At 65.6% G+C, this 14,648-nt stretch carries 12 protein-coding genes, 1 tRNA gene and 1 pseudogene; 5 read left to right on the top strand and 9 right to left on the bottom strand.

Annotated features, from left to right (window positions below; translation table 11 throughout):
- Nucleotides 1-17 precede the first annotated feature (17 nt).
- The 3 genes from secE to SLG_RS11185 all read right to left on the bottom strand — a co-directional run bounded on the left by secE (nucleotide 18) and on the right by SLG_RS11185 (nucleotide 1,195).
- Nucleotides 18-224, bottom strand: coding sequence for a preprotein translocase subunit SecE (gene secE / locus SLG_RS11195; RefSeq protein ID WP_014076578.1), 207 nt, complete (start codon nucleotides 222-224; stop codon nucleotides 18-20).
- Nucleotides 225-365: 141 nt separating this feature from the next.
- A tRNA-Trp gene (locus tag SLG_RS11190) sits at nucleotides 366-441 on the bottom strand.
- 61 nt (nucleotides 442-502) lie between these two features.
- A complete protein-coding gene (locus SLG_RS11185; protein ID WP_014076577.1) occupies nucleotides 503-1,195 on the bottom strand; it encodes an alpha/beta hydrolase in 693 nt (230 codons plus the stop codon).
- A 99-nt stretch (nucleotides 1,196-1,294) separates the two neighbouring features.
- On the opposite strand from SLG_RS11185, the gene aat reads away from it, so the two are divergent.
- Nucleotides 1,295-2,053, top strand: coding sequence for a leucyl/phenylalanyl-tRNA--protein transferase (gene aat, locus SLG_RS11180; RefSeq protein WP_014076576.1), 759 nt, complete (start codon nucleotides 1,295-1,297; stop codon nucleotides 2,051-2,053).
- Nucleotides 2,054-2,088: 35 nt separating this feature from the next.
- On the opposite strand, the pseudogene SLG_RS22190 reads toward aat, so the two are convergent.
- The 4 genes and pseudogenes from SLG_RS22190 to SLG_RS11160 form a co-directional block, all read right to left on the bottom strand.
- A pseudogene (locus SLG_RS22190) lies at nucleotides 2,089-2,259 on the bottom strand (DUF2155 domain-containing protein); the annotation flags it as partial.
- Between the two features lie 239 nt (nucleotides 2,260-2,498).
- Nucleotides 2,499-2,894 carry an NADH:ubiquinone oxidoreductase subunit NDUFA12 gene (locus SLG_RS11170; protein WP_014076574.1) on the bottom strand — a complete coding sequence of 132 codons (396 nt, stop codon included), beginning with the start codon at nucleotides 2,892-2,894 and terminating at the stop codon, nucleotides 2,499-2,501.
- Between the two features lie 60 nt (nucleotides 2,895-2,954).
- Nucleotides 2,955-3,521 carry a DUF192 domain-containing protein gene (locus SLG_RS11165; RefSeq protein ID WP_014076573.1) on the bottom strand — a complete coding sequence of 189 codons (567 nt, stop codon included), beginning with the start codon at nucleotides 3,519-3,521 and terminating at the stop codon, nucleotides 2,955-2,957.
- Between the two features lie 6 nt (nucleotides 3,522-3,527).
- Nucleotides 3,528-4,085, bottom strand: a complete 558-nt coding sequence (locus tag SLG_RS11160; protein WP_014076572.1) for a regulatory protein RecX — start codon at nucleotides 4,083-4,085, stop codon at nucleotides 3,528-3,530.
- Between the two features lie 155 nt (nucleotides 4,086-4,240).
- Between SLG_RS11160 and SLG_RS11155 the strand changes: the two genes are divergently transcribed.
- Both SLG_RS11155 and SLG_RS11150 read left to right on the top strand, forming a co-directional pair.
- Complete coding sequence (locus tag SLG_RS11155; protein WP_014076571.1) at nucleotides 4,241-5,959, top strand: fatty acyl-AMP ligase; 1,719 nt, start codon at nucleotides 4,241-4,243, stop codon at nucleotides 5,957-5,959.
- A gap of 134 nt (nucleotides 5,960-6,093) precedes the next feature.
- Complete coding sequence (locus tag SLG_RS11150) at nucleotides 6,094-8,457, top strand: putative bifunctional diguanylate cyclase/phosphodiesterase (protein ID WP_014076570.1); 2,364 nt, start codon at nucleotides 6,094-6,096, stop codon at nucleotides 8,455-8,457.
- A 19-nt stretch (nucleotides 8,458-8,476) separates the two neighbouring features.
- Here SLG_RS11150 and SLG_RS11145 read toward each other — a convergent pair whose 3' ends face one another.
- Together SLG_RS11145 and SLG_RS11140 are read right to left on the bottom strand one after the other, a co-directional pair.
- Nucleotides 8,477-9,208, bottom strand: a complete 732-nt coding sequence (locus SLG_RS11145; protein ID WP_014076569.1) for a ParA family protein — start codon at nucleotides 9,206-9,208, stop codon at nucleotides 8,477-8,479.
- 215 nt (nucleotides 9,209-9,423) lie between these two features.
- Complete coding sequence (locus SLG_RS11140) at nucleotides 9,424-12,702, bottom strand: amidohydrolase family protein (protein WP_014076568.1); 3,279 nt, start codon at nucleotides 12,700-12,702, stop codon at nucleotides 9,424-9,426.
- A gap of 166 nt (nucleotides 12,703-12,868) precedes the next feature.
- Between SLG_RS11140 and plsY the strand changes: the two genes are divergently transcribed.
- Both plsY and dprA read left to right on the top strand, forming a co-directional pair.
- Complete coding sequence (plsY, locus tag SLG_RS11135; protein ID WP_014076567.1) at nucleotides 12,869-13,456, top strand: glycerol-3-phosphate 1-O-acyltransferase PlsY; 588 nt, start codon at nucleotides 12,869-12,871, stop codon at nucleotides 13,454-13,456.
- The gene (gene dprA, locus SLG_RS11130) at nucleotides 13,453-14,541 is read left to right on the top strand and encodes a DNA-processing protein DprA (RefSeq protein ID WP_014076566.1); all 1,089 of its coding nucleotides are present in this window, start codon (nucleotides 13,453-13,455) and stop codon (nucleotides 14,539-14,541) included. The genes plsY and dprA overlap by 4 nt, the downstream gene beginning before the upstream one ends.
- Nucleotides 14,542-14,648: the final 107 nt, after the last annotated feature.

Genomic DNA, 14,648 nt, shown 5'->3' with positions numbered 1-14,648 from the left:
TTTCGCGTTGGCGGAGATCAGCCCTGGCCGGTGGCCAGGCCCAGCAGCATCCGCACGATCCATCCGAACAGCGAGTCGATGCCGAAGAAGAAAAGGCCCAGCGTCGACGTCATGATGACGACCATGATGGTGGTCATCACGGTCTCGCGCGATGTCGGCCAGACGATCTTGCCGGCTTCGGCGCGGACCTGACGGAAGAACTCTGTGGGGGAGGTTTTCGCCACGCTCTCTCTGCTCTTTCAAAAATGAACTCTTTGGAACACAAGAAAGCGGACCGCACCCGGAGCTTTTCCCCCGGCCAGTCCGCCGCCTGGTTCCAAAACCGGCCTTGCATCTAGGCGCAGTCGCGCCCGTCGGCAAGTCTTTGGCAGGAGTGGAGGGACTCGAACCCCCGGCATTCGGTTTTGGAGACCGACGCTCTACCAGCTGAGCTACACTCCTGTGCCGGCGAAGGCGGCGCTCTTAACCCGCGTCGCGCGAGGGCGCAAGCACGAGCTTCGATTTACCGCAGATCAGCCGCTGCTTCATCCAGCAGGATCTTCGTGACGCCGGGCAGATCCTCGTCCCACACCATGTGCCCGGTCGCGATTTCATGGACGCTCCAGCCCTCGTCGGCGAGGCAGCGATCCCGGAACTGGGTGAAGATGGTGAGCGGGCTGGCATTGGCGTAAACATAGATCCGGCGAGCGATTGCGCTCTCCTCGCCGCCCAGTTTCACCGGCTCCAGGAGGGTGAGGAGCGGATGGCCGGAAACGCGCCTCGTGCGCCCTTCCGGCATCGGGAAGATCGGCTGGACAAGGCCGGGCGTGCCCTTCTGGTTCTCGATGTAGAGACGGCGCGTCGCCTCGTCCGCCAAGTTCCAGAGTGCTTGCCCGTCCTGCGGAAGGAACGCGTCGAGATAGACCAGGCTGCGGATGCGCTTGCCACGCAGGGCCGATACGCCGGTGATGACCATGCCGCCATAGCTGTGACCGACCAGAATGATGTCGGACAGGTCTTCGCAATCAATCAGGCCCACCACATCGGCGATATGATCGGAAAGTATGATGCCGCCATGCGCCAGATGGGCCCGCTCGCCAAGGCCGGTGAGGGAAGGGATATGCACATCATGCCCGGCGGCACGCAAAGCCCGCGCGAGGCTGGCATAGCCCCAGCTTCCACCCCATGCGCCATGCACCAGCACATATGTCGCCATACTATTCTCTCCTGCCCGGTTGTTTGCCTGTGTCCGCATGGGGCTAGAAGGAAGCGTGGGCGACGACAAGGGCGGCTGGGCCTGCTAGACCGAGATTCGATGGCTATCGACCTGCCGATCCTGTTGCGCGCTTATGCCGTGGGTCTTTTCCCGATGGCGGATGATCGCTCGGCCGGGTCGGTGTTCTGGGTGGAGCCGGAGCAGCGGGCCATCCTGCCGCTCGATGGCTTCCATCTCTCCCGCTCGCTGCGCAAGACGCTGCGCTCCGACAAGTTCGAGGTGACGGCGGACACGGCCTTCGCCGAGGTGATAGCGCTGTGCGCCGAGAGCGCCGAGGACCGCCCGACGACATGGATCAATCGCGATATCGAGGAGGCGTTCCTGCGCCTCCATCATCGCCGCCTGGCGCACAGCGTGGAAGTGTGGTTTCGCGAGGATGGCGAGCGGCGGCTGGTCGGTGGGCTCTATGGCCTTGCGCTCGGCCGGGCCTTCTTCGGCGAAAGCATGTTCAGCCGGATGACCGATGCATCCAAGGTCGCCATGGCCTGGCTTGTTGCACGGCTCCGGGTGGGCGGCTTCACTCTGCTCGACTGCCAGTTCATGACTCCCCATCTCGCATCGCTCGGCGCGATCGAGATCCCGGCCGAACGCTATTCGTTGTTGCTGGGCGAAGCGCTGGCGGAAGGCGAAGGGGAGGGTGTGGGCGAGGGCGCGGCGGGCGCTGCTTCGGCGGCATTTTCCGCGCTGGACTGGCTTGCTGCCGATCCTTCGGCGCGCGTGCCTCTTTCCGAAACCTTGACCGTATCGGGGCCCGTTTCCGGCCAGGTCATTGCGCAGCTGTTGACCCAGACGTCGTAGATCGGGTGGATGACCACATTGCGATCCGGCCGCTCCTTGAAGAGCCAGCCGGAAAAGACGCGGTGCCACTTGTTGTCACGGCTTTCCAGCACATCGAGCTGAACGAAGGCGCCGGTCTCCCTGTTCATTTCCCAGGGCGCAGTCGACTCGCAGGCGCGCAGGCGGACGATGGCATTGCCGACACGCACGGCCTCGCCGGGCTTCATGGCAAGCTTGCGCGTGATTCCGTTGCGCTTGTTCAGCAGGCCGATCTCGGCAGCGCGCTCGGCCATCGGCGTACCGGGCAGGCCGTTGTCGACCTGAACGGGGCGTTCGTCCCGGCGGCGTTCTTCCTGCATGCCATTGCTGGCATTCTGGGCGCCTTCCGGCTGGCCGCACGCGCCAAGCAGGGCAACAAGGCCGAGCGGGAGCAACCACCGGCCCGGCACGGCGGACCGGGCTCGCGTCACGCGTCCGGGGCCCAGGCTTCGTAGTCGCCGGTCGCCATCTGGCGCTTGCCGCCAGCCTCGATTGCCCCGGAGGGCCTATAGGCATTGGGCGTGCCGGTCTGATTGGGGGTGAATTCCGCTTCCCAGATGCGCGGCGGGGGCAAATGGCTCTCGGGCGGGCCGTCGATGGAGTGATGCAGCCAGCCATGCCATTCGGAAGGCACGCGACTCGCGTCGTTGGCACCCTTGTAAATGACCCAGCGCCGCGTCAGGCCGTTCGGATCGACCCCGCCCTCGTAATAGACGTTGCCTTGATGATCCTCGCCGACTTTGGTGCCCTTGCGCATGCTGAAAAGCGCGGTGCCGATGGTGGCGCCGTCCCACCAGGTGAAGATCTTGCCGAGAAGTCCCATGGCGCCAGCGCTTAGCCGCTCTCCCCCGCTATTGGCAACCGCCGAAATGCCGCTGCGCGTTCATTCGGCCTCGCCCGGGCAGAAGCGATCGGCTCGCCACGCATTGGCGGCCGGTGGGGCCTCGTCGCAATTCCCCCATGACACCTTGTCGCTGGGCGCCACGCCAAGGGCTTCGGCACGCCCTCGATTCACTTCCAGCACGCCCGACACGGCTTCGCCTGCGGAGAGGGGGGTGAGATCATTGGGCTCGCCGGGCAGGATGGCGGCGATCGTGCCGTCGGGCCGGATGAAGATGAGGTCGAGCGGAAGCGGCGTGTTCTTCATCCAGAAGGACGCGGCGACCGGATAGGGATAGGGAAAGAGCATGCCCGCATCGGGATCGAGATGCGTTCGCTCCATCAGTCCGCGCTGCTGGCTGGCGTCATCCACCGCCAGCTCGACCTGGAAGCGCCTGATGTCGCCGGAGGCAGTGGTGATGCGCAGCTGGACCTCGCCCTCCCGCGTCGTCGGGGCGGCATCCGGGCCGTCATCCCGCGCTGCCGGCGCGGCCGGCGCATCGCCGCGGCAGCCGCTCGCGGCGATCAGCAAGGCAAGGCTTGCCGTCCACAGCCATGATTTGCGCTTCATTCCTGGTCAGTCCTGGTCATCGGGGATGGGTGGCGGCTCATCCGGTGCTGCATCGATCCAGAGCCGGGCGAGGGTCAGATCATGGCCGGCCCGCAGAAAACTCGCGAGTTGCTTCTCCCGCACCGGACGGTCGGCGCGGACAGCCGCGTAGGGGCCAATGCGCTTGCGGCGGGCCAGCCGGTCGGCGGCCTCCCACCGGGCGCGCAGGTTCGGCGCCGCGCCGGCTGCCACCGTCTCATCGATGCCGTCCTGCCGCAGCGCCTGAGCGATCCGCCGACCGCCGAGGCCCCGTCGCTGCATGGCGCCCGCCTTCATCGCGGCATAGGCTTCATCATCGACATAACGCAGCGCCACCAGCCGATCGGCGATCGCTTCGATCGGCGGCAATTCCTCGCCTTGCCAGCCGCGTTCGCGCAGCTTGCGGGCCAGATAGCTGGTCAAGCGCCCCCGGCTCGTCGCAAACCGGCTCACATAGGTCAGCGCCAGATTCTCGAGCGTCTCCGGATCGAGCGGGCGCGGCCCCGTTTTTTGCCTTTCCGGGCGACTGCGCCTTTTTTGTGCCATAGTCCCGTTCATAAGTGAATCTGCTTGGCAGAGGCAAGAAATCGCCAGGCGCGACGTGAATTGCGGCTTTCGGGCATAAGCGCAGGAGCACGCCGGACAAGCCGCCATGGTTCGGATTTCGAGCGAGTATAGGCGGAAGAGAAGGGTCACACTTGATGCAGCCAACACCGACGGAAGATCGGCTTGCGCGACGTTTTGCGGATTTCGGGACTTTGGGGGAGGCGCTGGATTATGCCGCCGAGGGCGTGCGCGGCCTCAATTTCCATGATGCGCGCGGAAACCTCGCACGAGCTTATCCCTTTACCGAGATGCGCGCCGATGCGCTTGACTGCGCTTATCGGCTGATAGCGCGTGGCGTGAAGCCGCAGGACCGCATCGCGCTGGTGGCGGAAACAGGGGCCGAGTTCGCACAGCTTTTCTTCGGTATCGTCTATGCGGGCGCCTGGCCGGTGCCGCTGCCGTTGCCGACCAGCTTCGGCGGCAAGGAAAGCTATATCGACCAGCTCGTCGTCCAGCTTTCGAGTTGCGATCCGCTGATGCTGCTGTTTCCCGCCGAGCTGGCCGAAATGGCAAGCGAGGCAGCGCGCCGTCGCGATGTCGAGCCGCTGAGCTTTGAGGATTTCCTCGCCGCGGACGTCACGCCGTGCGACCTGCCTGCCGCATCGCCCGACGATATCTGCTATCTGCAATATTCGAGCGGCTCGACGCGTTTCCCGCATGGCGTCGCGGTGACGCACAAGGCGCTGCTTGCCAATCTCGCGGCCCACAGCCACGGCATGCAGCTCATTCCGACCGACCGGTGCATCAGCTGGCTGCCCTGGTATCATGACATGGGCCTTGTCGGCTGCTTCCTCTCGGTGGTCGCCAACCAGGTCTCGACCGACTATCTCAAGACCGAGGATTTCGCGCGGCGGCCGCTCGCCTGGCTGGACATGATCTCGCGTCATCCGGGCACCGCGATCAGCTATTCGCCGACGTTCGGCTACGATATCTGCGCGCGTCGCATGTCGAGCCAGACGCGGGCGTCCGAGCGTTTTGATCTTTCCCGCTGGCGGCTGGCCGGCAATGGCGCCGACATGATTCGGCCCGACGTGATGCAGGGCTTCGTGGATGCCTTTGCGGAGGCGGGTTTCAGTCCCTCGGCTTTCCTGCCGAGCTACGGGCTGGCGGAAGCGACGCTTGCCGTCACCATCATGCCGCCGGGCGAAGGGATCATCGTCGAGCTGGTTGAGGAAACGGAGCTTTCCGGCGGCAATGCGCCGCAGGACAGGCCGCAACGCTACCGCGCCATCGTCAACTGCGGCAAGCCGGTGATGGGCATGACCGTCGAAATTCGCGACGATTTCGGCAATATCCTGCCTGACCGGATGATCGGCAAGGTCTGGACGACCGGTTCCAGCCTGATGGTCGGCTATTTCCGGGATCAGGAAGCGACCGAGGCCTGCATGGCGGACGGCTGGCTGGATACCGGCGACATGGGCTATCTCTCGGATGGCTATCTCTACATCGTCGGCCGCGCCAAGGACATGATCATCGTCAACGGCAAGAATCACTGGCCCCAGGACATTGAATGGGCTGTGGAACAGCTTCCCGGCTTCAAGCAGGGCGACATCGCCGCTTTCGCGATCACGACGCCGGGTGGCGAGGAAGCACCGGCCGTGCTGGTCCATTGCCGCGTTTCCGACAAGGAAGAGCGGGCGAGGCTGCGCGAGGAGATTCGCGAGCGGGTGCGCTCGATCACCGGCATGAACTGCGTGATCGAACTGGTGCCGCCACGCTCGTTGCCGCGCACCAGCTCGGGCAAGCTCAGCCGCTCGAAGGCGCGCAAACTCTATCTTGAGGGTGAGATCGTCCCTTACGACGTCGCTGCCTAGCGCGTTGCGGGGCTGACGGCGCCTTCTGGCGGCCCCGCGGCGAGAGGCGACCAGGCGCGGCAGCTTTACGATGAGGCGCGGCTCGCCGGCCCGCTGCTTACGGCTTGATAACCAGCGGGCCGTATCAGCAGGGTGTGACGAACCGAGTCTCGCCCAGGACAAGCCGGCCGGACGGCCTTCCCGAGACGCTCTCCCTTGGCGTCCTGATGGGATTCACGCGGTTGCCGGGCGGCCATGTCGAATTCGTGCACGGTCAGCAGCTTCGCGCGGCCGACCGGATGCTGGGGCTGTATACCGCCCTGGCGGCGATTTCGGTCTTCCTCATCAATGTTCGCTTTCAGGGATATGTGCCGATCTGGGTGCTCGCCCTCTGGACGTTGTTTCTGGTCGGCGTGCACATCCCCTCCTTCCGCATGCGCCAGAAGCATGTGGCTTCCGATTATTCGAGCGTCACGCGCGCCGCGTTGCTTCGCCATGGCCTGTGGTCGTTTCTTCAGGGTTGTGCATGGGCAGCGGCGATCCTCGCAATGGGTCGCGAGACGGGGCCGGCCGGCATGGTCACGCTCTGGACCATCGCATGTTGCCTGATGGCGGCGACGGCGATGACCTGTCAGTCCACGCCGCTTTCCGCGGCAGGCCTTATCCTGCCGATCAGTGCCGGCGCCATCTGGATGATGGGAGAACATGCGGACCCGATGCTCGCGGCGGTGGGGGCAACCTATGCGATCCTGCTTCTCGCAGCCAGTCTTCGTCAGGCCCATCTGTTCGGTGTTCAACTCACCACCAGCAAGATGCTCGCGGAGAAGCGCGAGGTGGTCAGCCTGCTGCTCAAGGAGCATGATGTCGAGGCCGCCGATGCGCTATGGCAAATCGATGCGGCGCGGCGCCTCACGGGCGTTTCACCGTCTTTTGCGCGCATGCTCGGCACCACGTGCGAAGCCCTGGAGGGGCGCTCGATCCTGCAAGTGCTGGCGGGACCGGCCTGGGAAACCGGCGCGTTCGATCCCGCCTTGCACGAACTTGCCGAGCGGCTGAAGCAGCGTGCGCCTTTCTCCGATCTCGTGCTGCCGGTGGTGGTGAACGAGGAGCAGCGCTGGTGGCAGATCTCTGCGTCGCCGCGCACCGACGATAAAGGCGTCTTTCACGGGTTTCGAGGCGTCGGCTCGGACATCACGGTCCAGAAGGAAGCGGCCGAGCGCATTGCGCAGATGGCGCGTTTCGACATGCTGACCGGCCTGCCAAATCGGCTCCACCTGACCGAAGAACTGTCACTCACCATCACGCAGGTGTCGCAGTGGCATACGCGTTGCGGCTTCATCATGATCGATCTCGATCGCTTCAAGTCCGTGAACGACACGCTGGGCCATCTCATCGGCGACCAGCTTCTGGCTCAGGTCGCCGAGCGGCTCCGCAAGGTCTGTTCTCCGAACGAGCTGTGCGGACGCCTCGGCGGAGACGAATTCGCGGTCCTTGTTCGGGATGTAGGCGAGCAGCTCTACATCGATCGACTGGCTGCCGAGATCATCAAGGCCGTCTCCCAGCCCTATCTCGTCAATGGGCACACATTGTTCGTTGGCGCGAGTGTCGGCTCAGCGCTGGCCCCCAATGACGGGCGGGATGCCGAGACCCTCATGCGCAATGCCGATCTTGCGATGTATCGCGCCAAGGAAGCCGGGCGAGGCAAGCATCAGCATTATACGCCATCGATGCATGCGGACGCGGAAGAGCGGCGGACGCTCGAAATCGCGTTGCGCGATGCATTGGCCCGGGATGAGCTCTATCTGCTCTTCCAGCCGATCGTGAGTGCCAGCGACGGCCGGGTGAGCGGCTTCGAGGCGCTGGCGCGCTGGCTTCACCCGGAGCTCGGACAGGTGTCGCCGAGCCGCTTCATCCCGGTGGCGGAGGATGCGCGGCTGATGGGACCGATCGGCAACTGGGTACTTCGTTCGGCCTGCCGGGAAGCGGCGACCTGGCCCGAGGACGTGCGCGTCTCCGTCAACGTCTCGCCGGAGCAGCTTTATGACCCCGCCTTTCTGGAAACCGTGGTCGCAGCGCTTGCCCATAGTGGGCTGCCTGCCAATCGTCTTGAACTGGAAGTGACGGAAAGCGTCTTCCTGCGCGAAGGGATGGGCGCCGGGCAGCTGCTGGAGAAGCTCATGAAGCTGGGCGTGTGTCTGGCGCTTGATGATTTCGGTACGGGATATTCGTCGCTCGGTTATCTTTCGCGCACCCGCTTCAGCACGATCAAGATCGATCGCAGCTTCGTCGAGGGTGCCGCGCGCAATCAGCGCGAGAGCCTGGCGATCGTGCGCGCTGTCGTGGCGATGGCACAAGGCCTGGACATGGAGACGACGGCGGAAGGCGTGGAGACCGAAGGGGAGTTCGATCTGCTGCGTGCGTTGGGCTGCACCAACGTCCAGGGCTATTATTTCGGCCGTCCGATGCCGGCAGCCGATGCGCGGGCGCTGTTCGGCAGCGCCGACAGCCAGGTGGCGTAAGCGAGCGGGTCGCGCGGGCTCAGCTCTGCGCGAGTCGTCGTTCGATCGCTGCCCAGATGCCGGCGAATTGCGCCGCTTGCTGGCTCTGCGGTGCATAGGCGCCGAGCGGCAGACGCCTCGTCCCCATCTGCTCGACCTGACTGGCATAAGTGACGAAGGGCCAGTCCGGGTGGCTCTCCAGCGCCGCGACATGAAGCTTGCGGCGGCGATCCACCATCGAGAAGACCGGCAGGATGGGCGGGTGGGAGCCGCCACGACGCACCAGTGTCTCGACCAGATCGTCAAGCGACTTGCGGGCCAAGGGTGAGGGCACGACTGGCACGACCAGTATGTCCGCTGCCTTCAGAACCTGTTCCGCAGTCTCGGTGAGGCCCGGCGGGCAGTCGAGCAGGACGCGCTCATAATGTTTCTTGAGGTTCTCGATCAGCCGGGCGAGGCGCTTCTTCTTGCCCAGGTCGAAGAGGAGCCGCTCCAGTCCATGGAGCGATGGATCCGCGGCGAGCAGGTCCAACCCCGCAATGGCGGTCGGCTGGCAGAGATCGGCAGGGTCGACCTGTTTCGAAAAGACGTCGCGGGCAGCATCCCGGGCGGTGGCGGCCGGCGCGAGCAGATATGTCGCCGCGGCCTGGGGGTCGAGATCCCACAGCAAGGTGCGTCGCGAAGAGAGCACGGCGGATGCCCATGCGAGATTGACGGCGAAGGTGGATTTCCCGACACCGCCCTTGAGGCTGTAGACCGCTATCGTCTTCATTCGCTGCCTGTCTGGCATGCGAATGTTATGCTATTGCGACAGTCGGACTGCAACGTCTGTCGCAGAGCCAATGCTGCCGGCAAGCCGCATGGCCCGGGGCAAGCGTGACGGCGGCTCCCCTGTGCGCCGAAAGGGCAGGTTTCTCGCGCTTTCCCCGCCGACGGATCAGCGGGGAAAGCCGGGAAAAGCGCTCGGTCTCTCAGTTCAGGCGATCGTCAGTGGCCATGGCCATTGCTAATGCTCAGCTTCATGCCTGCGCCATTGCTGGTCCCGTCGGCTTCCCACCAATAGGGCAGGCGCTTGCGATTGCCGGTGTCGACTTCGTTCATGGTCATGGGATCGTAGAGGCGTCCGCCGAGCATCACGCGATGGATCTTCTCGGTATTCCGGATGTCGCTCGTCGGATCGGCATCGAGCACGATGAGATCGGCGAGCTTTCCGGTCTCCAGCGAACCCACGTCCGCGACATAGCCCAGCGAGCGGGCGGGCATGATCGTCGCGGCGCGCAGCGCGTCGATCGGGCTCCAGCCGCCCCGCACGAAGCTCCAGATTTCCCAGTGGGAACCAAGGCCGGTCTGCTGCCCATGCGCGCCAATGGAGACCTGGATGCCGCGATCGGCAAGCTTCTTCGCTTCCCGCGCGGACTCGTCATCCACATAGGCTTCCTCCGGGGCCAGCTCCCGCCGCTTGTTCTGCGCGGCGAGCAACGCGGCCGGCGCATGGCTGGAGAGGATCGGATGTCGCCATACGTCCGTATGGGCCCGCCAGTAGGGGTCACCGGCGAGGCCGCCATAGGTCACGACCAGTGTTGGCGTGTAGTTCGTCGTGCTCTGTGACCACAGGCTGACGACATCCTGGTAGAAGGTCTCGAGCGGGACATTGTGCTCGACGGTCGAGTTGCCGTCCTGCACCAGCGAGATGTCCATCGTGAACAGCGAGCCCCCCTCGGGTACCACTTCCATATTTTCGGCCAGGGCAGCGGCGACGACCATCTGTCGCTGATCGCGGCGCGGCTGGTTGTAGTTCTTCACGCTGTGCGCGCCCTGCGCCTTGAGCCGGCGCACATCGGCCAGCGCGTCCTCATATTTGTTGATCTCCGCATAGACGCCCGGTGCCTTCGCGCCATAGATGACTTCGCCGGTCGAGAAGATGCGGGGGGAGAGGATGATGCCTGCCCGCTGCATCTCGGCGGCCGCGAAGATGTCGGCTGCACTGGACGAAGGATCGTGGATCGTCGTGGTGCCCATCGCCAGATTGGCGATGGATGACCAGTTCTGCTGCGGAATGAGCATGTCCTCGCCCTGCGGGCCATGGGCATGGGCATCCACGAAGCCGGGCATGATCGTCTTTCCGGCCATGTCCAGCTGCGTCGCGCCGGCGGGGATGGCGATATCCCCGCACGGGCCGACCGCCACGATCCGGTCCCCCCGGATCACGATGGTGCCATCCTCGATGATGCCGCCCGCATCATCTGCCATGGTGAGGATGCGGGCGCCGGTCAGCGCGACGGTTCCGCTGGGCTTGTCGGCCGGTACGGTCATGGAGAGGTCTACGCCGGAACGGGGCGGCGCGAATTTCGGGGCATCCTTGCCCGTCGGGCCGGCCGCGAAGAGAGCGGCGGTCTGCGCGGAGTACAATGTCGGGCCAAGCGACCAGTGCAGCGCGGCGCCGTCGTTCGACCAGTTGATGAAGGACGCGCCTTCCGCGCTCACCCGCGTCACGGGCAGGGGGCCGCCTTCCTTGTCCACATCCACATTCTGCGTGCCGGGCATGAGCGGCATGACGAACGCCTGGTAATTCTGGCGGAAAGCGACATGTCGGCCGTCCGGCGAAACCTCGAATTCGGTGACCATGGCGCCCGTGGCATGGGTCCGGCGCGCGGTGCCATCCAGGCCGGCACTGATGAGCTGCCGCTTGCCGCTCTCGGAACCCACCATGAACAGCCTGTCATTCTCGGCACCGAACTGGGGATCGCCGACACCGGATGCGACGAGACCGGGCGCGCCGCCGCTCGCCGCGACGCGCCAGACGCCGGGCTCGTCAGTCCCGCGCGTGGACGTGAGGCCTTCGCTGCCGCGCTTTTCGAAGACGATCGTCTTGCCATCGGGAGAAAAACGGGGCTTGGCGTAATGGCCGGCGATGCTGGTGATCGTGCGTGCGCTTCCGCCGGTGGCAGGCACCGTGCGGACGTGGCCGAGGCCTTCATCTGTCCAGCTCACAAAGACGACGGAACGGCCATCACGCGACCAGCTCGGCCAGAGCTGCATGTCCGCCTCGTCGCCCGGCACGAGCCGTCTGGCCGCGCTGCCCGAAACGGGCTTGGTCCAGAGCTTGCCCAGCGTCTCGAACACCAGCTGCCGTCCATCGGGCGACACGCTGGCCCAGCGCGGCATCTTCGTGCGAACCTGATCGGGCGAAACCTCGATCTGGGGATGGGGCCCGTCGATCACCACGCGCGTGTCATCGATCCGGAAGGGGATCAGGACTGGCTTGTCGCTGCCTGTATCGAGCCGCCAGAGCTTCCCGCCGGTCCAGAAGACGATCGCGCGGCTGTCCGGGGTCCAGGCCATGTTCGGATAGAGCCCGGTCACGGCCCAGGTCTCCTGCACGTCGCGGTCGAGCGGACCGAACAGCTTGCGCTCCGCGCCGGTATCGAGCTGCTTCAGCCAGAGCGTCGAGACGCCATCGACCCGGCGGACGAAAGCGATGGATTTTCCATCGGGCGATGGGGTGGGGCGGACGGCGCCGCCCAGGCCCGTCACAGCGGTGCTGACCTCACCTGTCGAGAGATCGTAGCGCTCGATATCGAAGATGTTCCGCCCGGAATCCTGCGCATATTCGAAGATGTTGCCGGGCGTGACGTTGCGCACATAATAGACGCTCTTGCCGTCCGGGGCCGGAATGGGTTCGCCCAGTTCCTTTTGCAGCACTTCGTTGGCGCGCTTGACCAGCGGCACGCCGCCGCCGCCCGCGACATGATAGAGCCAGACCTCACCGGTCCCGAGCGAGCGCTGCGTCGTGAAATGCTTCTTCGCCACGATGAAGCGGCCGTCCGGACTCCAGCTGGGCTGGTTGAGCAGGCGGAAGCTCTCGCTGGTGAGGGCCTTCTTGTCGCTGCCGTCGGCGTTCATGATCCAGATATTGTCGCCGCCGCCGCGATCGGACGTGAAGGCGATGCGCTTGCCGTCCGGCGAGAAACGCGGCTGGTGCTCATAGGCCAGTCCCTCGGCGATCCGCTTCGGCGTGCCGCCCGCGATAGGCATGGTGTAGATGTCGCCCAGCAGATCGAAAGCGATCGTCTTGCCGTCCGGCGAGACGTCCACGTTCATCCAGCTGCCCTCGTCCACCGTGATGCGGACCTCGCGGGTCTTGAGACCCGGCGGGGCGTTCACATCCCAGGCGGGCTCGTTGTCTTTCTTCTCGTCCGCCGCCTGTGCTTGCCCGATGCTCAACGCAAGTGCGGCCGCGATGACCGCCGTCACGGAATAATTCATGCCGGAACCCCTGAACCTGATTGTTGCGCGTCTTGTGCAGGGAAGCCGGGCACCCGTCAAATGCTTCGCCAACGGGGAGAATTCACTCGCCGCTTGCAACTGTCTGCCGTGCCGCGCAACAAGAGCCCGCATCCACGAGGGAGGGGCTGGTTTGACGGAGTGGCAGATGGCGGCACTGATTGCTGCCCTGGGATATCTTATCGGGTCCATCCCGTTCGGGATCATCCTCACCCGCCTCGCTGGAGCCGGGGATCTTCGCGCGATCGGCTCCGGCAATATCGGCGCGACCAATGTGCTGCGCACCGGCCGGAAGGGCCTGGCGGCAACGACGCTGCTGCTCGATGGCGCCAAGGGCGCGCTGGCAGTCTGGGCCGGAACGCAATTGGGCGCTGAGGGCGGAGGCCCCATCGCGGGCGTGCTCGCCCTGATCGGCCATTGTTATCCCGTGTGGCTCGGTTTTCGAGGCGGGAAGGGCGTTGCCACGATGCTGGGCGTCAGCCTTGCCCTCTCGTGGCTCGTCGGTCTCGTCTTCGCTCTGGTCTGGCTGGTCGCACTGGCGCTCTCCCGGATCAGTTCGGTCGGCGGGATCAGCGCGGCGCTCTGCACGCCAGTGGCGGCGTTCGCTTTGGGCCTTGTCGGGCTCATGCCGGCGTTCGGCGCCATGGCGGCGCTGGTGCTGTGGCGCCATCGCTCCAATATCGCGCGGCTGATACGCGGCGTCGAACCGCGCGTAGGCGCCTCCCCCAAGATATGAGCACACTGACCGACGACCAGTTCGACAAGCTTCGCCTCGTCCGTACGCCTTATGTCGGGCCGGTCGCCTACCGGCAGCTCATGGCGCGCTTCGGCAGCGCGGGGCGGGCCCTCGAGGCCCTGCCTGAACTGGCCGCACGCGGTGGCGGGCGCTCGTTCCGGCCGGCGGACGCGCGGGCGCTTGAAGCGGAGATCGCGCGGGTGGTCCGCAACGAAGCACGTTATTGCTTCCTGGGGGATCGGGATTATCCGCCACTCCTTGGCGACGCGGGCGGCAGTCCTCCGGCGCTCATCCTGCGCGGGGACACGGCGCTTGCCCGACAGCGCACCGTCGCGCTGGTCGGCGCGCGCAATGCATCGGCGGCGGCGACCCGGTTTGCGCGGGAGCTGGCGCATGCACTGGCGGCGGCGGGCATCACGGTCGTGTCCGGCCTTGCCCGGGGCATCGATACGGCGGCCCATATGGGGGCCGGACCATCGCGCACGGTTGCCGTCATCGGCGCGGGTATCGATGTCGCTTTCCCGCCCGAGAATGCCGATCTGCAGGACCGCATCGCGCGCGAAGGGCTGTTGATCACGGAATTGCCGCCCGGCGCCGAACCGCTCGCGCGGCATTTCCCGGCGCGCAACCGCATCATCGCCTGGATGAGCGCGGGCACCGCTGTCGTGGAGGCCGCGCCGCGCTCCGGCTCGCTGCTGACGGCGCGGCTCGCAGGCGAGGAGGGGCGGGAAGTCATGGCCGTCCCCGGCTTTCCGGCCGATCCGCGCGCGCAGGGTTGCAACAGCCTCATCCGCGAGGGGGCGACGCTGGTCCAGAACGCGCAGGACATTATCGAGGCGATCGGCGCCATCGATCCGCTGGCGCTGCGCTCGGGGCGCCGGAGCTTCCATAGCCCTCCATCGACCGATCTGTCCGAACCGGAGCGCTCCCGCGTCGTGGAACTGCTCAGCATGAGCCCTGTGGCTGTCGACGAACTGATCCGCCAGACGGGGCTTGCGCCCGCGCTTGTCCAGACGGCGCTTCTGGAACTGGAGATTGCCGGACGCCTCCAGCGCCATGCGGGCGGGCGCGTCAGTCTCGCATGATGGCCCGCCTGATCCTACCTATTCTCCAATCTTCATGCGCGGGGCTTGACGAGGAGGCAGCCTGCTTCCCACTCTCGCGCGTACACGCAAGAAAAGCTAGCGGAGCA

Source organism: Sphingobium sp. SYK-6, from assembly GCF_000283515.1.
GTDB classification, from domain to species: domain Bacteria; phylum Pseudomonadota; class Alphaproteobacteria; order Sphingomonadales; family Sphingomonadaceae; genus Sphingobium; species Sphingobium lignivorans.
Note: the sequence above shows the minus strand (reverse complement) of the source record. Positions and strands in the feature narration are given on the sequence as shown.